Annotated in this window: 11 protein-coding genes; all 11 read left to right on the forward strand. The window is 34.2% G+C overall.

The window, feature by feature from the left end:
- Window positions 1-1,000: 1,000 nt before the first annotated feature.
- The 11 genes from OH814_RS04490 to OH814_RS04540 all read left to right on the forward strand — a co-directional run bounded on the left by OH814_RS04490 (window position 1,001) and on the right by OH814_RS04540 (window position 20,301).
- Entirely contained in the window at window positions 1,001-1,411 is a 411-nt protein-coding gene (locus OH814_RS04490; RefSeq protein ID WP_123887341.1) for a 5-fold beta-flower protein, read from the forward strand.
- A gap of 501 nt (window positions 1,412-1,912) precedes the next feature.
- On the forward strand, window positions 1,913-2,770 hold the full coding sequence (locus OH814_RS04495) for a hypothetical protein (RefSeq protein WP_308827272.1): 858 nt from the start codon (window positions 1,913-1,915) through the stop codon (window positions 2,768-2,770).
- A gap of 250 nt (window positions 2,771-3,020) precedes the next feature.
- Window positions 3,021-7,100 (forward strand): hypothetical protein, encoded by a 4,080-nt coding sequence (locus OH814_RS04500; protein ID WP_308827273.1) that lies wholly within the window; start codon window positions 3,021-3,023, stop codon window positions 7,098-7,100.
- A 147-nt stretch (window positions 7,101-7,247) separates the two neighbouring features.
- A complete protein-coding gene (locus OH814_RS04505; RefSeq protein WP_308827274.1) occupies window positions 7,248-7,988 on the forward strand; it encodes a hypothetical protein in 741 nt (246 codons plus the stop codon).
- Between the two features lie 79 nt (window positions 7,989-8,067).
- The gene (locus OH814_RS04510; RefSeq protein ID WP_308827275.1) at window positions 8,068-9,927 is read left to right on the forward strand and encodes a hypothetical protein; all 1,860 of its coding nucleotides are present in this window, start codon (window positions 8,068-8,070) and stop codon (window positions 9,925-9,927) included.
- 643 nt (window positions 9,928-10,570) lie between these two features.
- A complete protein-coding gene (locus OH814_RS04515) occupies window positions 10,571-11,884 on the forward strand; it encodes an ATP-binding protein (protein ID WP_308827276.1) in 1,314 nt (437 codons plus the stop codon).
- Window positions 11,885-11,974: 90 nt separating this feature from the next.
- A complete protein-coding gene (locus tag OH814_RS04520) occupies window positions 11,975-12,544 on the forward strand; it encodes a hypothetical protein (protein ID WP_308827277.1) in 570 nt (189 codons plus the stop codon).
- The gene (locus OH814_RS04525; protein WP_308827278.1) at window positions 12,541-12,981 is read left to right on the forward strand and encodes a lysozyme; all 441 of its coding nucleotides are present in this window, start codon (window positions 12,541-12,543) and stop codon (window positions 12,979-12,981) included. Before OH814_RS04520 ends, OH814_RS04525 begins: the two co-directional genes overlap by 4 nt.
- Window positions 12,982-13,211: 230 nt before the next feature.
- Window positions 13,212-13,823 (forward strand): hypothetical protein, encoded by a 612-nt coding sequence (locus tag OH814_RS04530; RefSeq protein ID WP_308827279.1) that lies wholly within the window; start codon window positions 13,212-13,214, stop codon window positions 13,821-13,823.
- 17 nt (window positions 13,824-13,840) lie between these two features.
- Window positions 13,841-14,860 (forward strand): hypothetical protein, encoded by a 1,020-nt coding sequence (locus OH814_RS04535; RefSeq protein WP_308827280.1) that lies wholly within the window; start codon window positions 13,841-13,843, stop codon window positions 14,858-14,860.
- Window positions 14,860-20,301: a pyocin knob domain-containing protein gene (locus tag OH814_RS04540; protein WP_308827281.1), complete on the forward strand. Its 5,442-nt coding sequence runs from the start codon at window positions 14,860-14,862 to the stop codon at window positions 20,299-20,301. Before OH814_RS04535 ends, OH814_RS04540 begins: the two co-directional genes overlap by 1 nt.
- Window positions 20,302-20,741 lie beyond the last annotated feature (440 nt).

A 20,741-nucleotide genomic window follows, 5' to 3' on the forward strand; every position in this document is an offset into this window, starting at 1 on the left:
TGCTTTTATTGTTAAATTATATGACGTTTTAAATTCCCACCCTGCCGCACCAATTTTTACAAAAGATCAGGAAAAACCGTATTTTAAATACATTTTTCTAATATAAAACAGTCAGTTGACATTTTGCATCAGACAGTCAGCTTCTCGAATTGGTCAGATGGTTTTCCGAAGCAGCAAGAAGGCTTTCCGAACCAGTCAGATGATTTTGCGGAACAGACAGCTGAATTCCCACAATACTCAGAAAGCTTTGCGGATCGGTTAGATGTTTGCTTTAAGTAGCAAGAAGGCTTTCCGAACCAGTCAGATGATCTTGCGGAACAGACAGCTGAATTCCCACAATACTCAGATGGCTTTGCGGATCGGTTAGAGGTTTATTTTAAGCAGCAGGAAGGTTTTCCGACCCAGTCAGATGATTTCCGGAACTAGTTAGATGACTTTTCGAAGGTGTACAATCATTTTTCGAAGTGATCAGATGGTTTCCCGGATGAGTACGTTGTTTTTTCTTAACTGTCGCATGAATTATTTATGATGCTTGTTAATTGTACAGACCAACAGTCCGAAAATTATTGAAGAGAAATATCTGCATTTTAGAATTTTCAGTTTTGTGTATTCAAAAAACTCTTTATCTTTAAACAGGTAATAATATCTAAATAAAACGTTGTGCATTTTGAATCATTGTCTTTCGAAAATCCTAATTAACCTCAGTTCGGGATAAGAGATTCTGATAATGTTTTTAAATCATTAAACGCAAAGATTTTATAATTAAACTATTTATTTTAGAAAGCAAAGGCAAATAAATGCGCTTCGCAAAGCTTGAGCAAAAGCTTTACAAAATCAATTTGTTGGTTCTTCTTTGCTAACTTTATTATAAAAGAATAAAATCAACCTTTGCGTTAAATGTATAATAGACTCAAAATTAATATTTTACCATTATTGCTTAACCCGAACTCAGTTAATTAATATTTTAATCAATAAAAAAAACTTATTAAAACTTTAAACCATGAAAAAAACACTATTCATCTGTTCCCTTTTGTTCAGTCTCTCTATTGTAAGCGCACAAACGATAGAATCCGGAAGTCGTAATACTGCAGGGTATATCAAAAGTGACGGAACTATAGAAAACAAGAGTCATTCTACAGTAGGATACATCAAAAGCGACGGTACAATCGAAAATAAAAGTCACAGCACGATTGGTCGCATCAAAAGCGATGGAACGATAGAAAACAAAAGTGGCTCTACTGTCGGGTATGTAAAAAAAGACGGTACGGTAGAAAACAGCAGCCACTCAACCATTGGTTACATCAAAGACAATGGAACGGTAGAAGGCAGTAGTCATGGTACTATTGGCTATGCCAGTGGAATTAAAAAAGAGTGGGCAGCGGTAGCTTTTTTCTTTTTTAAATTAGATTAAAAGATAAACTGTCCCATTGGGGATACTAAATTAAAAAGTAAAGCCTGGATTTTATAATTCAGGCTTTTTTTGTGCGTGTAATTCTAATATTAGATTCCAATTTAAAATCAGCATGGTTTGTTTCAATATTTCATGCTAAGTTACTGCAACTACCAATCAGAGCGGTTCGAAAACTTTCCTAAGAATGAAAAAAGGATGAATTTTGGGGTTTTAAAATCTAACAATTATTTATCTGATTCTGAATACAATAAAGATTGTTGAAACTACAGATCTCAGGGGCCTCAAAACTTTTTTAAGAATAAAAAAAATGTGAATTTTGAACCTTAAAATTAAGTAAAAACTCATCTGTTTAAAAAAGAATATATCTTCTGAAACCACACAACGGAAACGCAATTTTTATACGTAAACGAAAAAGATAAGTTTTAAGCTTAAAAAACAAATAACAATAAGAACAGAACAGTATTTTCTAAGAAAATAAGAGGTAAAGAATATTAAAATATTATGGAAATAGAAGAATTAACAACACGAGATCAGTTAAAAACATATTTTGAAACAGGTAAATATCCTACACAAAGCCAATTTTCGGATTTGATAGATTCTTTCACACTTAAAGAAGATGTAATGATCAATAGAGAAGCGATAATTCTTGCCAATAGATTGGCGTCTATTGATAATGCATTCATTTACTATTTTACAAATAACATTGAAAATTTAAAATTTCCTATAGTTATAAGTTCACAGGATGAAGAAGATCAGGTGATCACAATACAAGAAACCAATAGTCTCAGGGTAAAGCAATTCTTATTAGGCAGTGCTCCTTATACATTTAAAACAAAAAAAATCTCAGAAGGAAATCTAAAAGAAACAGAATATTATGGCTTGGAATATCAATTAAATCAGAATTATTTCATCTATAGATTGTTCGGGAATAATCTTAATACAATTCCTGAAGGATTTGAATTTGGAGAGCTGGATAATATTGGTTTACCCATACAAATTTCAAAAGGAGATTATGGAAGGAAAATAAACGTTGTAAACACAAGCGTTAAGTTCGTTAACAAGACAGAAGTCTCTATTCAATATAGAATTGAAGCCGCTGGATGGAGTGATAGATACAGAGATGAAGACACCGTTACCGATCATTATGATATTGGAGATTATTTAGCTTTTTATTACAATGCAGATCTTAGGAAAGCCGATCAGTCAATACAGTGTGATATCTATGATGAGGATAATGGTAAACTCTTAACGACAGGCTATTTACATGCAGGACAAAATCAAACCTCTTGGAATGGAGGTCAGGTAGTGGAAGTAAGAAATGTAAGAATCGAATGTTATTATTCTGCAGGTGAAAAATAAACAAACGGTAAAAAGAGCTCAGGAACAAAAAGTATAGATAACAAACAATCAGTCATTATTCAACAAGCTGTTCAGATTGCATTCCCTTTTATTTGATTAAAATAGAAATTGTAGCAACCCATACCGGAACAGCAAACCCCTATTATTTCGACGATATTATATTATGGCTAATTCTCGACCGATAAGCCTGTGAGGGTATGCTATTGCTGAAACACAACTTTATAATACTAACCAAAAATTAATAAACGATATGTCAATACCTTTAGATACAATATACACCTACTTTGAAACCGGTGATTTCCCGACTCAGGAACAGTTTAAAGAATCTTGGTCATCATTTTGGCATAAAGATGAGCCTGTTCCTACAAATAAAATTGCAGGATTAGATAGCTTGCTGCAAAATAAAGTTGACAAAAACAGGTATGAGCTCCATTTGGCAGATGCCAATGCGCACACTTTATTTTTAGCCAAAAGAGACGCATCTAATCTGAATAGTGACAATGTACAGTCCTGGAAAACAATGCTTGAAGTAGGGAATTTTCCTTCTAATACTGCCACTGTTGATGATTTTGATGAGCTTGGCAATATTTCTGAATTTGGAAATGTCTATACGAAGAACCAGAGTCATGATACATTCATATCTCTTCGAGATTACACAGACAGCAACGGAAATATACTGGCTGAAAAGATAGAGGCTTTAGGTTTAACGACCTTAATTGAAGCCGTTGAGACTACAATTTCTGATTTTGCAAACCATTCAGACACTTATAATTTTGAGGATAACGACTTCATTGCTATTCCGGTGAATGATGAGAATTATTCTCTTTATCTATTTAAAGGCGGCGCAAAAAATGATAAAAGTAATTATCTCTCAACCGGGCTTTCGAATATTACAATCGGAATGGTAGAAGGTCTTCAAAGCGAACTTAATAAAATAAAAATTGTTCAGGACGGATTAACCAATCTGAGTTCCAGTCTTGCAATTAAAGCGGATAAAGCTACTGTTCTTGAGCAATTCAACGGTGTTAATATTAATTTAGGATTAAAAGCCGATAAACTTACGCTTCAGCAGGAAGTGAACAGAATAAAAGTTGTTGAAGATGGATTAGTTGATGTGAATACCAATCTTGCCATTAAAGCGGACAAAGCCACAGTTCTTGAGCAATTCGGCACCTTCACCACCGATCTTGAATCTAAAGCCGACAAACTTACCCTTCAACAGGAAGTGAGCCGAATAAAAGTTGTTGAAGATGGATTGATTGATGTAAATACCAATCTTGCCATTAAAGCGGATAAAGCAACAGTTCTTGAGCAATTCGGCACCTTCACCACCGATCTTCAATCTAAAGCGGATAAACTTACGCTTCAGCAGGAGGTGAACCGAATAAAAGTTGTTGAAGATGGATTAGTTGATTTGAATAGCAATCTTGCCATTAAAGCAGACAAAGCCACAGTTCTTGAGCAGTTGAATGGTGTTAATATTAATTTAGGATTAAAAGCCGATAAAGCTACGATTGAACCAGAACTGAATAAAATAAAATTTCTTGAAGATGGATTAATTGATGTGAATTCTAATCTTGCCATTAAAGCGGATAAAGCTACAGTTCTTGAGCAATTTGGTACCTTCACCACCGATCTTCAATCTAAAGCTGATAACCTTACCCTTCAGCAGGAAGTGAACCGAATAAAAGTTGTCGAAGATGGATTAGTTGATGTGAGTACCAATCTTGCCATTAAAGCGGATAAAGCAACAGTTCTTGAGCAATTCGGCACTTTCACTACCGATCTTGAATCTAAAGCGGATAAACTTACGCTTCAGCAGGAAGTAAACCGGATAAAAGTTGTTGAAGATGGATTAGTTGATGTGAATACCAATCTTGCCATTAAAGCGGATAAAGCAACAGTTCTTGAGCAATTCGGCACTTTCACCACCGATCTCCAATCTAAAGCCGATAAACTCACACTTCAGCAGGAAGTGAACCGAATAAAAGTTATTGAAGAGGAATTAATTGATGTGAATACTAATCTTGCCATTAAAGCGGATAAAGCAACAGTTCTTGAGCAATTCGGCACTTTCACAACCGATCTTGAATCTAAAGCCGATAAACTCATCCTTCAGCAGGAAGTGAACCGAATAAAATTTCTTGAAGATGGATTGATTGATGTGAATACTAATCTTGCCATTAAAGCGGATAAAGCAACAGTTCTTGAGCAATTCGGCATCTTCACCACCGATCTTCAATCTAAAGCCGATAAACTCATCCTTCAGCAGGAAGTGAACCGAATAAAATTTCTTGAAGATGGATTAGCTGATGTGAATACCAATCTTGCAATTAAAGCAGACAAAGCCACAGTTCTTGAGCAATTCGGCACTTTCACCACCGATCTTGAATCTAAAGCCGACAAACTTACCCTTCAGCAGGAGGTAAACAGAATAAAAGTTGTCGAAGATGGGTTAGTTGATGTGAGTACCAATCTTGCCATTAAAGCGGATAAAGCAACAGTTCTTGAGCAATTCGGCACCTTCACCGCCGATCTTGAATCTAAAGCCGATAAACTTACGCTTCAGCAGGAAGTGAACCGAATAAAAGTTGTCGAAGATGGATTAGTTGATGTGAATTCTAATCTTGAAATTAAAGCAGACAAACTTACCCTTCAACAGGAAGTGAATCGAATAAAAGTTGTTGAAGATGGACTAGTTGATGTGAATGCTAATCTTGCAATTAAAGCAGATAAAGCAACAGTTCTTGAGCAATTCGGCACTTTCACCACCGATCTCCAATCTAAAGCGGATAAACTTACCCTTCAGCAGGAAGTGAATCGAATAAAAGTTGTTGAAGATGGATTAGTTGATGTGAATACCAATCTTGCTATTAAAGCGGATAAAGCAACAGTTCTTGAGCAATTCGGCACTTTCACTACCGATCTTCAGTCTAAAGCGGATAAACTTACGCTTCAGCAGGAAGTAAGCCGAATAAAAGTTGTCGAAGATGGATTGGTTGATGTGAATACTAATCTTGCAATTAAAGCGGACAAAGCCACAGTTCTTGAGCAATTCGGCACTTTCACCGCCGATCTTCAATCTAAAGCAGATAAACTTACCCTTCAGCAGGAAGTGAACCGAATAAAAGTTGTTGAAGATGGATTGATTGATGTGAATACTAATCTTGCAATTAAAGCGGACAAAGCCACAGTTCTTGAGCAATTCGGCACTTTCACCGCCGATCTTCAATCTAAAGCAGATAAACTTGCCCTTCAGCAGGAAGTGAACCGAATAAAAGTTGTTGAAGATGGATTGATTGATGTGAATTCTAATCTTGCCATTAAAGCGGATAAAGCAACAGTTCTTGAGCAATTCGGCACTTTTACCACAGATCTTCAGTCTAAAGCGGATAAACTTACGCTTCAGCAGGAAGTAAACCGAATAAAAGTTGTCGAAGATGGATTAACTGATTTGAATTCCAATCTTGCAATTAAGGCAGACAAGGCCACTGTTCTTGAGCAATTCGGCACTTTCACAACCGATCTTGAATCTAAAGCGGATAAACTTACGCTTCAGCAGGAAGTGAACCGAATAAAATTTCTTGAAGATGGACTAGTTGATGTGAACTCTAATCTTGCTATTAAAGCAGATAAAGCAGTTGTTCTTGAGCAGTTGAATGGTGTTAATATTAATTTAGGATTAAAAGCGGATAAAGCTACGATTGAACCAGAACTGAATAAAATAAAATTTCTTGAAGATGGATTAGTTGATGTGAATTCTAATCTTGCAGTTAAAGCCGACAAAGCAACAGTTCAGGAACAACTGGGCGGTGTGAATGCCAATCTTCAAAATAAGGCAGATAAAGAAGCATTAGAAAACCATTTTTGGTCAGCAGATTCGCATATCAGCTACTTAACAAGAAGAGATGCTTCAAATCTTGATTCTAAAAATATTTATGATTGGCAAAAGGTTTTAGGGATTGTAGATTCTACAGAGCCTAAAAGGAACTATAAAATTTACAGAGCCCTATTACATGTGGATGAAAAATCTTTCGAACCCAGATTTACTGTATTAGAAAATACAATTGGAGATATTACTTGGAGCCGTAATGACGTTGGTTTTTACACGGGATTTATGGAAAAAGCGTTCCCCGAAGGCAGAGTTTGGATCAATAGCAAAATCAATAAACCATTTAATAAATCAACTCCGGTAGATTGTATGGCGGCAAGGTCTGATGATCATATGGTAAATCTAAATATTTTCACGCCAAGGGAAGATTATATTCCCGTTGATATGACAGGAGAATTCGGAACTATAGAAATATATGTCTATGATCCAGAAAAATAAGACTTACTGCAACTACAGGATAGCAAGGGCAAAAAACTTTCATACGAACAAAAAAAGGATGAATTTTGAACTTTAAATCTATGAATACTAATTGGCTCCAAAGGACAATTGTATCAGGAACATAAACAATAAAATATCAAAAACACAATGAAAGAAAAGAATATTTTAATCCAAAGAAAAGAACTGAAAACCTATTTTGAAACAGGTAAATATCCTACACAGAATCAGTTTGGAGAGTTCATCGATAATTATGTCCATTTAAATGAATTTAGTTTCGGATTGGATGTAAAACCATCTCGAGATTATAAGAAAAAATACTATCATTTCTATATCGCTGAAGATATCGAGAAATCAGGCAGAGGGCATATAAATATTGAAGATCCGGAAGAAAATGAACCCCAAAAGATAGATGATTATAAACATGTTTTAAGTAGAAATGTAGCTTATAAATGTTTGAACGTAAAATTATTAAAAGACTTAGATATCGATAAATATCAACCCAAAATCATCATTAAACGCTACAAACAACAAAAAACACTTAAAAGTGGTTATGTAAAAAATGCAGGGTATTATCAGGAGCTTTTGTCGGATGCAGAATCTTGGGGTCGACAGTCGGAATATCCCGTAACGTCTAATGAAATGGCTATAGATCTTAATCCGATCAACTATTTCAAACCTGATTCAGCTTACAACGAGTTTGCTCCGTCGGGAACATTTCACAGACCTGGTTCATTTAAATATTCAGCGCATCACAGAAAACCATTTTCACTTATTCAAATGTTATTAGAAATTAATGTTAATGGAACAAAATTCAGATCGCAACCCGTTACTATTAAAATTATTTTAGGACGAGACGAGAATGATTTAATCAATTACATTATAAATTAAAAACACAATATTAATCGAGTAAGTATGAGCTTTTATAAAGTCAGTTCTCTCGAAATCATACAAACAAACATTTAATAACATGACAGATATAGAAACAATATTAAGCTGGTTTCAAACCGGTGATATACCCACAGAGGAACATTTTAAACAAACATTTTCTTCTTTTAGAAACAAGAATACAAAAATTCCGATCGCAGAAGTTGACGGACTGGAAGCATCATTAAATAACAAGGCTAATGTCGGCGATATTCCTGATAATATGGCTTTAGTAGATGAAGGTCAGCCTGTAGATGTTTTTAATAAAGAACAGATTATGGCAATGGCAATGATGCTTTCCGATTACGTTAAAGACGGAAAAATCAGAGCTGATAAAATTGAAGCTTTAGGATTAACTGATCTGATCGAGGCTAAGGAAAGTACTTTAGATGAGTTCGTCAGTAGTTCCAATAATTACGACTTCCAACAAAATGATTTTATTGCAATTCCGGTTGACGGAAACTTTTCATTATTTATATTTAAAGGAGGTGATAAAAAAATCATAGCGAACTATTTGCCAACCGGACTTACAAATATTAACATTTCAATGGTTGAAGGCTTGCAAGATGTACTTAACAGAAAGCTTGAAAAACCGACAACAGATGGAAATTATTTCATTAATATGTCTGGAAATCCGAGTTATAAAACGATCAATCCTGAAGAAAATCATCTTTTATTCTGGGACGGAGCAAACTTTAAAAATTCATCAATTTTTCGAGACAATGGAGGTTTAAAATTCGGAATCGGTACAAATACGCCTAGCGAGCAACTGCATCTGAAAGATCGGGCTAGAATGAAGGCTTTGGTGTTGGAAGATAATTCGGAAACTTTACCGCAGCAGCTGACATACAATAACAAGAAATTTTATGGAACCGATATAACAGGATTGAAGCGTAAGTTCATGTTTTCTGATTATGATGATTTTGTGCTCTTAGCTAATAGTCTTACCGATGCACAGAAAACAGCATGGAAAACAATAATGAATGGGAATATTTCTATAAGTACTATGAGTGTTATCAAAGTCACTCCTTTTTTAATTCCTAGACAGGACAATAACTATTATATAACTTTGGAAGGAGCAAATCTTAATATAAACCCACTAAATTCTAAAGTTAGCATTTGTGACTTAAATAATAATGTTTTATTGGATATACCAAATTCGCAGGTTCAATATTATAGCTCGGGGCTCAATCTTACTTTTTATTATAATTTCTTCACTTTAGGAGAAGGAGAATATAAAATAAAAATAGATAATGGTTTTGCTATTTTATATGTTACTCAACCCATAAAGGTTACTGATAATATCAACTATCTTCCTTTAGGCGATATTAAATGGAATATTAAAAGATACAACGATATTATATCATCAGATCAATATGTTAATGTCCAAAATAGCTATTATAAAGTTGATAATGCTGTTAAAACTTTAGCATCCGATGGGATACCAATTTTTAATACTAAAATAAATAACAAAGAATTTTTAAGTACAGATAACTTTTATATAAAGTTTGTTGCTTCTGCCAATGTTGGGGCAAATTCAAGCGTGACACAAATCGCTAAATTTGGATTGACCGATATTCTAGAAGCTAATAACATACCAGACTTACTACAAGATATTTCATTTAGAGGTGCTGATGGTTTTGCAGTAAGGCTTTACGTGGGTAATGTATATGTAAGTACGTTAAACAATGGAGGCAGTGTAAGTGTAGAATTTATTAAACAGGGAACTTCTCTTGCTATTTATATAGAATCCTCAGACGTATATCAGGCAGGTAGTGTAAGACATTCAGCTCTTTTAAGCGTTGCTACAACTAATCCTTTATATTTTTCAGCTTTATATTACAATAATAATAATGCTAATGCTTTTGGCAGTGTAGTCGTTACAGCCATGTACAAATTTTAACCAAATAAATTAAATAGAAAACAATATTTAAGATGGAATATCAACCAATTATTTACTTTATAAAAGCACCGAAAATACTTTTAATCTAAGATCAATTTAAATAATAAAAAACAATAAAAAAATGAGATGTTACAAAAGTTATTTTTATTCATAGGTGAACAACTTTTCGGTTGAGGTTTATTAAAGTAAACCACTTTATAGTGCGAAATTATTTTAAAAAATACCTCAATCGGTAAGATGTTCTATGACAGGAAACCTTTTGCCCTTGAAATATTGGGATTTTCTGATGTGCAAGCATTAGAATCTCATCCAAAAAACAGAATAATAGCTTATGGCTGAGCTATTATTTTCTTTCAAGCGTAGATCATGATTCCGTGAGAGCGGAAGATTGATTCTTTGACAAGTAGGAATTTCAGGAAGGAAAAGACTTTCAACAAAAAATAACTGCTCAGGCAGTTTAGGTAAGACTTTCTAATATGAGTAACGTTAACTTCTAGGTAACCCATTAATAAATGTTTTTCAAAAATTTTTAGACAAAAAAGAATTGATTTGCTACACTAAAAAGCCAAAACAAGAATTTATTGAAAAAGATGAATTAGAGTAAATTTTGAATTTTAAAAATAAAAAAAGACTAAAAAAACCAATGGAACAAGAACAAATACAAAAATTATTTACTCATCTGGAAGAGGTTATAAAATGGCGTATCAACAATGCTTCAGAAGATTTTAATACGGCAGCACCCGAATTGAAAACTAATGATCATGAAGGCTTTCAGTTAGGAAACTATATTTCCGGGAAAAAACTTACACATCAGGAAGTTATAATTCTGTTGATGGCATTGTTACCAAGACTGGATCCGTCACTGCTGAAGCGTATTTTTCTGGAGTTTCCAAGTAGTATGTTGTTTGATTACTGTGTAACCAATGATAATGGCAGACTTTTTTATCCGACAATTCAGACTGTTCAATATATTTTGGGTGGAGAAAGCATTACAGAACGGCTGAAGGCATTAGATTATTTCGATCCCAATTCGGTTCTGATTAAAGAAGAGCTTATTGTTTTATCGGGTTCATCTGAGCATAGTTCAACGAATAGCCAGATAAGTGTGCATCAGGAAGCTTTTAATACGATTATTTTAGGAGTAGAAGTATTACCAAAAATGAGCAATGATTTTCCTGCAGAACTATTACAGACCCGTCGATCGTGGGATGATTTGATACTTCCTAAAATCACATTAAACGAAATTAAAAGCATTGAAGACTGGTACAACAGCAGCCGGATTCTTATGGAAGATTGGGATATGCAGAAAAAACTTAAACCAGGCTTTCGCGTATTGTTTTATGGCGAACCGGGAACGGGGAAAACTCTTGCAGCGAGTCTTTTAGGAAAATATACGAAACGCCCTGTCTTCAGAGTTGATGTTTCGATGCTGGTCTCAAAATACATCGGCGAAACTGAAAAACATTTAGCCAAATTATTTGATAAAGCAGAAAACAAAAACTGGATTTTATTTTTTGATGAGGCAGATGCAATTTTCGGAAAACGAACCAATGTACGGGATGCTCATGATAAATATGCGAATCAGGAAGTTTCTTATCTGTTACAGCGAATAGAAACGTTTTCGGGACTTATTATTTTGGCATCTAACTTTAAAAATAATATGGACAAAGCCTTTACGCGACGTTTTCATAGCTGCATCAAATTTAATAATCCAAAGTATGAAGAGCGTTTGCGTATCTGGCAACAAAATTTGCCTGTGCAATTACAGCTTAAGGATATAAATTTAGAACAAATTGCCAAACGGTACGAGCTCACCGGCTCTAATATCATGAATGTTATACAAGATGTCAGTTTAAAAACAATTGCATCACAGGAACCTGATTACAGAGTAAGTTTAGAAGTGTTCTTAGAAAGTATCAAAAAAGAATATGTGAAGGAAGATAAAATATTTACATAAAGATAAAAGTCGGGAAACATTGTTTACGAATACAATAACTTCCTTCTACTCCCGGCTTCTTTACCCAAATAATTTCAAAAAATAAAGCTTATGAAAGCAAAAATTCTGCTGCTGATTATATTCAGTGGCCTCATATTGTGTTGCCGAAGTAAACATAAAATTACAACCACTTATAAAGAAAACAAAAGTGAGACAGAGAAAGTAAAAGTAGATTCTGCAAGTTTACAAAGCACAAAATCTATTCAAAACACAGCTGTCGATGCATTAGTTAAAGAAAAGAAAAATGAAATATCCGGAGAGGTATTGATTACAGGAAAATCTGATCTATCAAACCCTTTTGTTTTCCATAATGTCGTTGGAAGTGATACCGTTCAAAGTATTTCTATCACAGGAAATGCAGAATACGCAATCAATAACCATTATCTGAAGACAGACGATAAAAAATCGGAGGTCAGAAAAGAAGAATTTACATATATTTTTCAGGATTCGGCTCAGAATGCTGTTTTAAAAGAAGCTAACAGAGAAATCGATTCAGAAGTTTTTGAAGAGACTAAAAACATCAATTCTACAGGCTTTCAAGCCGGAACATGGATCGTAATTACAATTGTTGTGACCTTTTTAATATTCATCTTTTTCGTCTATAAATATTTTAAGAAATGAAAACATCACAAAAAGGAATAAACCTGATTTTATCATTTGAAGGATTCAGTTCAAAACCTTATTTGGATTCAGCAGGAATACCGACAATTGGCTACGGAAATACTTATTATCCGGGCGGAAAAAAAGTAACCCTGAAGGATCCTTCAATTAGTAAAGAAAAAGGGGTAGAATTATTTTCATCTGTTTTACCGACGTATGAAAAAATAGTCAGCAATAAAATTAAAGTCGCTCTTACACAAAATCAATTTGATGCTCTTGTCTCGCATACTTACAACACAGGAGGATCTGATACTCTGTTTTCATTGATCAATAAAAAAGCAAATTCAGAAACTATCAAAGATTGGTTTACCTCGAGATATATTACCGCCGGAGGAAAAACTTTAAACGGTTTAATCAGGCGTAGAAAAGCTGAAGCAGACTTATTTTTTTCGAAATAAGATTTTAAAAACTGTAATTCGTATTGCCTTCAGAGGAAGTCTGTTTTAGATTAACTGGCTTTAGCAGCAATACAATAAAATGCATGGTTTTCTTGATGATGACCATGCAAATAATTTACTAATAGATAGGACGATAAAAGAGGGAGAAAATATAAAATCTCACAACCTGTGAAAAATACATGCCTTTCTCCAATTATCAATTTTATCAAAAACTAATTTTAAATCATTAAATGAGTACACCATTACATACAATCTTCAGTTGGTTTGAAGCTGGAGACTTTCCGACGCAAACACAGTTTGAAGATACTTTTTCATCTTTTCATCACAAAGATGACTTGATTCCTAGAGCGAGTATTGACGGGTTTGAAGAAATTTTTCAATCATTTACCTTAGAGATTGATGATATTAAAAAGATACTGTTATCGAGTGATCTGTCTCTGGATGAACTTCAGGAAATAGTCGATTTCATCAAAAAAAACCGACAGGACATTGAAGCTCTAAAGGCGATGCCGATAGGAGAATCCAGGGAAGATAAAGTGAAACTGTTATTCGATTACGATTGGTTAAACAGTCCGAAAAATCAGCAGGAATTTAATAAGCAAATCTATGATAAGGTTTTGCTCATCTCACAGACTCCTACAAGTGCAGTGGTACAAGTGACAGGCAGCACAGTTTTCCCCAACACTCTAGAAACTGAAAATGTGATCATTCAGGCCCGGGATAGTGTGACGGGTAAAAAAATAAATATTGACGATTACGCAACCAATCAAACCATAGAAATTAAGATGCTGGGAGATCTTCCCAATCCAATTAATATTCTCATTTTAAAAGTTAAACCATAAATAAAAATAAAACAACCATGAATAATAACGCAGTAATAAGTAATAACGCAAATCAGGATAATTTTTTTGGAGAACTGAAACGTACCAGATTTCAATATTTTGACACATTTCCAAGTACAGATAATGTGCCTGCAGGTTGGGTAATTGATTATAAACGTGAGTTGCATCAATGGAACGGAGCCGAATGGATTAATTTAGCCCAAAATTATGTACATCCTGATTATCCGCTGACCAATAATCCTTTTCAGACAGATCAGACTGGTGGACTTCTATTGCTAAGCCAGATCCTTACCAATAGTTCAGGACACGTTATTAAAGTAGCGGGCAGAAACCTTACCAATGCAGATATCGTCTCCATTTTCCTGAATGATGCTACGCAGTCGGGTACCTATACATGGTCATCTAATAAGATTAAAACTTATATTGAAAACTTAATAGGGCAAAGCCTTACAGGAGCATTGATCTATCAGCCGGGAGGTTTTATCCCTGCGACAGTTAAAGGATCAATGGCAACTCCTTCGCCAATTACATCAGCTACCATTAAAACAGGGATGGTCTGGGTGATTACGGCAAATGGTTGGGTGGGTGATGAGCCCGTTTCAATCGGTGATCATCTTATTGCTAATACCGATAATGCTTCCAATGTTGCTACAAATTATCAGATTATAGAAAAAGGAATTCCTGATATTGTAGATGCTACAGATACAGTGAAAGGACTTATTCAGATCGCTACAGATGTTGAAGCTATTGTGGGTACTGATGCTGCTAAAGCAATGACTCCAAAATCGACGAAAGCTGTTTTGGATGCAAAAATTAAAAGCAGAACATGGCAGATCGGTGACGGCTCATCTGTAACTTTTTCATTAACGCACAACTGGGAGACAAGAAACGTTGATTATACCTGCTACCGAAATGCAGATAACAGGAGAATAAATCTTAGCTGTGTACCTGTTACCGAAAATGATGTGCAGATCGATGTTTTGGCACCTCTTACTCCGAACGAATATAGAATAACCTTAACCGCAAGATTAGATTGATGATCGCACCCGAATATTTTAATAATCACGTCGCCGTTGAAGGCGAAATTATCGTAAAAAGTGTTCCAAACGAGGCCGGTTTTGTGTTAGTTTGGAACCCTACTACAAAAAAAATCAGTAGAAGAACACATACGGAAATAGTTTCTGATTTAAATTTAGTAACATCAAATCAGCTAGGGAATTATTGGCAAAGGTATAACGGATCTTCTTGGAACGAAATCAGAAGTGATAAAGCAGTCGTCATTTTAGATGAATTAGGCAACCAAGCTCAAAATATATATACTGGAGGTTTATTGGTTTCTAATGTCTATGCTGATTCATCCAATATTCCTACCAACGGAATTTATTCAAAAGGAAATATTGCCACTTTAAATTATGGAAGTGCAATAGATTGGGCAATTGCTTATAATTGGACACAGATCCAAGGAGCAACTAGGAATTGGGTTACGGATAATTTTGTAAGTCTGAATACGCCTCAAGTTATTCCATCAAGAAAATCTTTTGGTGGTGCTACAGGAAATAATTATGATGGAAACGCTTTAGAAGTTCGAGGTAACGGTAGTACAGATACTATTTATCCAGGTATAGGGTTTACTCAACCAGGTCTATACGCAGGAACATTGAATTATAATAATGATGGATTTAATTTTATAGATATTAATGCTAGTGATTATGTACATACTACTGCAAAAGGATATAGAAAATCGGGCTCAAGCGATGATTATTTCTTGACAGGTGGTGGAGGTCATCAGCTTTTCAACTCTTTACCTTATTTTCCAAGAACAAATTCCCATAATGACGTTATTGACTTAAACGACTTAACTCTAGAAGGTGTTTATTATAGTTATCAATGGCTAAATGTTCCTATTAGTACCATTGCAATTGCAACTGTTAAAATTTATTCTCCTGATTGGATTAGACAAGAATATAGTCCTATTGATAGTTTAGGAGTAATTTATGTAAGAGATAGATACAATGGAACAACTTGGGGTGAGTGGAAAACAATAGCAAATAGAGATTGGGTTAAAGATAGTTATGTGCCTTATACAGGGGCATTAGCTAATGTGAATTTAAATGCTAAACAATTAAATAATGCTAGTACTGTAGGTGTTATTCAAGGTGATAATTCTTTATTTGGTAATTATGTAGGATTATATTCAAAATCCCCTGATGGAAATGCAATTTATTTAGGCGGTGTTGCTTCTACTGTTGGTAGCTATATTGGTCAAGCTAGATACATAACAAGTAATCAATACCAATCGGATAAATCATACGCATCTTTAATTAAATTTGGTAATGACGGTTCTACTACATTCTATGGTGATACGGAGCTTACTCCTGATGTTAATTATGAACCATCAGAATTAGCTAAAATTGACATATCTGGCATTACTTCGGGTGGTTTTATTAAAAGAGGTTATAATAATGGTTTTGTACTTTTAGCAGGTGGTGGCCATGTTCCAATTAGTGAATTAGCTACAACAGCTAATTTAAATGATTATGTTACTTTGAATACAAATCAAGTTATAATAGCCAATAAGTATTTTTCACCTATTTCAGCAGTTGAGTTTTTAGGGACTGATTTAAACCATGTAAACGTGTTTAGATCATCAGGTCTTGACAAAATAGTTTCAGGTCATGAATATACTCATTATGACACTAGATGGAGAATAGGAAATAAAAGAGGTGGAAGTTCTAATAGTTTAGGGTTGGGCTATGAATTCTCTATAGATGGTGGAGTAACTTATAATGAAAAAGTTTTAATTCAACCTGATGGTAATATTTTAACTTCAAATTTTGGTGCTGCAAGCGATTGGAATTCTAAAGTAGATCAAAGTCAGTTAAATGATTATGTTTCAAAAAGTGTAATTCTTAATGATAATTTTGACTCAATTAGTGGTTATGGTAAAGGAGGGTTTTATAGAGCAGGCAATGATGCTGGAGGCGTAAAATATTTGTATGCTCCAATGCTTAATTTACCTGGGCAAGATACAAGTTCACAGTTACAGATAAATTATAATAATGGAAGTACAGCAGGAGAATTATCTTACAGAGGTGGCTTTAATGGTACATGGGGAGTTTGGAGAACAGCTTGGGATAATGTTAACTTACCGCAATCCACTGTAGATTATTTAGCTTACTTAATTAATGTAGGAGCAGCAACTCAAGGTGATTTACTGAATTATATTACTACAAATACACTACAAGATATTAATGCTAAAAAAACTTTTACTCAGAGTTTAAGGGTTATTGGCTCAAGTGTCAACACGAATACAACCAAATTAATCCTTGGTAATAATTCAGCTTCAACACATTGGGCACTTTCAGCAGGAGAAAATAACTGGAGTGAAGAAAATTTCTACATAGGTACTTGGAATCCAAACACTAATGATTTTGTTAAAAAATTAACAATTGGAAATGATGGTTTCCTGAATGCGGTAAATTATGTACAGGCAAGTGGATTTATAAAAGCTGGTTCAAGCAATGCTCATATGCTTCTTGGTGATGGTACTGACAAACCAATCTCAGATTTTGCTACTTCTGCACAATTAGCAAATTATGTTGATCTTTCTAGCGAACAGAATGTAGGTGGTGTTAAAAACTTCTTTGGAGCATATAGCCGATACGTATTAGATGGTGATTTTAATACAAATGCTTTTGGACTTATACAATCTAACAACTCAAGATTTGTTGTTGGAACATTTAATGAAAAACCATTAACACTGTATTACAATGGTGGCGTTAAAGTATGGATTGATTCTAATCTGACAACATTTACTGATAATATAGCAATACCAAATGCTATACAAGATGACCATGCTGTTAACTTAGGTCAACTAAATTCACAATTAGGAAATTATCAACCCGTCGGACAATACGTTAGAGTAGGAGGAACAGGAACAATTGGTAATAATATATCTTTTGGATGGACAGGTTCTGAATTACAAGCAACTGTAGATATTACCACAGTTGGAAATTTATGGCATTCAGGAAACTTTAATCCTAATTCAAAGATTAACGCTTTACAAAATGCAGTAGCAATTGGATTTTCTAGTGGGAACACACCAACAGATAATGGTATTGATTACCCTTATATTTATCATAATACAAGTGGTTTTATTCCTATCGCAACACAAAATTTTGTCCATAACAATTTTCATAGAATAGATTTTACTGGGGGTATAACTAATGGCTCAGATGGTAGATCAAATAAAAGTTTTTTTGATTACAGTTGGGCCGGTAAAGGTTATTCAGGTTCGGTAATTAATTTTTCTGGTTTGAATGATTCATATTCTACAGAACTATTTGCTCAGTATAATAATGGAGGTGATAATATTGGTATAAGATCAAGAAATGGTGATGCTGGTGTGTGGAATGACACCAAATGGTTGTTCCATACAGGTAATTTTAGCCCTGATTCAAAAGTAAGCAAATCAGGTGATACCATGACCGGAGCATTACTTATTGGTAATACTAACATAGGCAAACAAAGAATTCTTCATTTAGCAGAACCCACTTTATCAGATTCTTATGGGTTTGATTTTTACACAGATACCAGTACAGGATTATTAACTCTGCATAGTTTAAATAATGGACTAAACAATTCGGCACCAATTTTATCAGCAAACAGGGCGAATAATTTTGTTGGTATAAATAAGGAAAACCCTACAACTGAATTAGATGTTAATGGTAATATTACTTCAAATGGTTTTATTAAGAATAATTCATCCGATGATTACTTCCTTATGGGAGGTGGAGGCCAGCTTACAAAATATAGTAAGGATGATGCATTTGTTAATTCATATAGAGATTTTACAGATGGTACATTAATTACAACAAATATTGACTATTCGCAGACTCAGGGAGAATCTTTTCTTTTAGAAATTAAAGGTAATATGTACGGAGGTGGTATACCGATGGATACAAAAGTTCAGGGTTACATCTATGCAGATACCATCATCAACCAATCAGGATATTCAACATATTCAGATCTTACCACTATTATTGCAATGAACATCAATGGCAATCTATGTTTTTGGTTTCCAAGATTGTGGTACTGGCAAGGATTTTCGGTAAAAGCTATAACCACTGGCGGTGGCGGTCAAACAACTGTTAATCGTGTAGTTTCAATTGATAATTCAGCTGAACCAGTAGGAACGAAACAAGTAAAGATAGGAATCTATACATTATCAACACAGAACTGGGTAAATAATCAAGGATTTCTGACCTCAGCTAATTTGAATGGATATGTCACGCAATCTGCTTTAAATGCTCAATTAGGTAGTTATGCCACATTGAATGGTGTGCAAACTTTCGCCAATACAAATACTTTTTTACAAAGTCCTGTTATTCCAAATGGTACAATTGGTGTTCATGCCGTCAACTTAAATCAGTTACTAGATGTAGCACCACCTTATCATTGGAACTATGTAGGTCAACCAGCTATCACTAATAGACGGGTTCTAAGCGAAATGACCTGGAATAATTACGGGAATGGGCATACTATATTTGATATTTCAAGTGGTACAACTCCTTGGGGAGCTTCAAAATCAAACGTAGATGCAGAATACCAATGGAATCCTAGTTATCCAACGTTAGTAGGTGGAAATGGCTCAGGAACTTATGGTGTAAGAGTAGATAGCGCAAGGAATGCTGATAATTTAGATGGAATTCCAGCCGGGAATTATGCAACACAAACATGGGTTGATAGTAATTTCATTTCTCAGTCACATCCTGTAAATAATATAACTCAAGCTAATATTAATTCATGGAATGCGGCAGCAGGAGGAAGTTCTCATACCCATTCCAATTTATCTTATCTAAATAATATTGACCAATATTTAGGGACAGGACAAGCTCCACAATTCAGCAGTGTGAGATTAATGAATAGCATAGGTTACGGAACATTAGCCTTAGAAGAAGATTACATTGGCGGAGAAGCTGGACTTGTTGATTTATCTAATGAAGTGTTCTACGCAGGTAGAATCAATGAATATATTAAATACGGTTCATCAGTTAATGGATTTGAAGGATTAAATATTCATTTTGATGCAAAGTTACTTGGTATAGGAAGAGAGGCAGGTAATCATGAAGATAAAGTTCAGATAGCTGGAGATTTATCAGTAGATACGGTTGACATTCATAACACTTCTATGCAGTTGATTCTTAATCCTCTGTATAACACAGATGGAGATGTAAGACGTTCTAGAAATGCTCATATTTATATTGTAACAAGAGAAACCGTAAGATTACCACAAAAACCAATATTAGGACAGCGTATTGAAATCTTCAATGATAGCGACAGCTATATAGAAGTGACTCATGATAATGTAGGGACAATGTTTAAGGTTCCTGGTTTTTGTAAAATAACAGGTATAGCTGCTAATAAAGGATTTAAATTTGATACGGAGCCAATTTATACAAAGCAATATGACATCTAATTAAGAAGCACTCTCTATAATAAATTAAAAATAACTCTCTGTAATTTATTATAAAGCCCATAGTTAGAAGACAGTAATCTTCTGATTATGGGTTTTGTATGCTATACTATGGAATAAATTACTCCTTTTTGAAGGAAATAATTATTTCTCAGAAAATACTTGTTATTGCAACTATAGGATAGCGAGGTCAAAAAACTTTTATAAAAGGCATAAAAACAGGAAATTTGAACTCTAAAGAATGTGAATAATCATTGGAGTCAAAAAAAGTATACCAAGAAAACAGTATAGAAAAAATGTAAGAGAATGTAGTTGATTTAAAATAAAATTACAAAAAAACATTGCGAAAATAGATGTTTTCTAAGGTGACAACCATATTAATAATTCACTAATTGATAGTACGATAAAAGAGGGCGGAAATCAATAATTGCTCAAAAAAATAG

It is taken from the genome of Chryseobacterium sp. CFS15 (genome assembly GCF_031118795.1).
Lineage (GTDB): Bacteria > Bacteroidota > Bacteroidia > Flavobacteriales > Weeksellaceae > Chryseobacterium > Chryseobacterium indoltheticum.

Excerpts from the sequence above, each read along its gene's own strand:
- OH814_RS04490 (WP_123887341.1), top strand. The coding sequence starts at position 1,001 with ATGAAAAAAACACTATTCATCTGTTCCCTTTTGTTCAGTCTCTCTATT.
- OH814_RS04495 (WP_308827272.1), top strand. The coding sequence starts at position 1,913 with ATGGAAATAGAAGAATTAACAACACGAGATCAGTTAAAAACATATTTT.
- OH814_RS04500 (WP_308827273.1), top strand. The coding sequence starts at position 3,021 with ATGTCAATACCTTTAGATACAATATACACCTACTTTGAAACCGGTGAT.
- OH814_RS04505 (WP_308827274.1), top strand. The coding sequence starts at position 7,248 with ATGAAAGAAAAGAATATTTTAATCCAAAGAAAAGAACTGAAAACCTAT.
- OH814_RS04510 (WP_308827275.1), top strand. The coding sequence starts at position 8,068 with ATGACAGATATAGAAACAATATTAAGCTGGTTTCAAACCGGTGATATA.
- OH814_RS04515 (WP_308827276.1), top strand. The coding sequence starts at position 10,571 with ATGGAACAAGAACAAATACAAAAATTATTTACTCATCTGGAAGAGGTT.
- OH814_RS04520 (WP_308827277.1), top strand. The coding sequence starts at position 11,975 with ATGAAAGCAAAAATTCTGCTGCTGATTATATTCAGTGGCCTCATATTG.
- OH814_RS04525 (WP_308827278.1), top strand. The coding sequence starts at position 12,541 with ATGAAAACATCACAAAAAGGAATAAACCTGATTTTATCATTTGAAGGA.
- OH814_RS04530 (WP_308827279.1), top strand. The coding sequence starts at position 13,212 with ATGAGTACACCATTACATACAATCTTCAGTTGGTTTGAAGCTGGAGAC.
- OH814_RS04535 (WP_308827280.1), top strand. The coding sequence starts at position 13,841 with ATGAATAATAACGCAGTAATAAGTAATAACGCAAATCAGGATAATTTT.
- OH814_RS04540 (WP_308827281.1), top strand. The coding sequence starts at position 14,860 with ATGATCGCACCCGAATATTTTAATAATCACGTCGCCGTTGAAGGCGAA.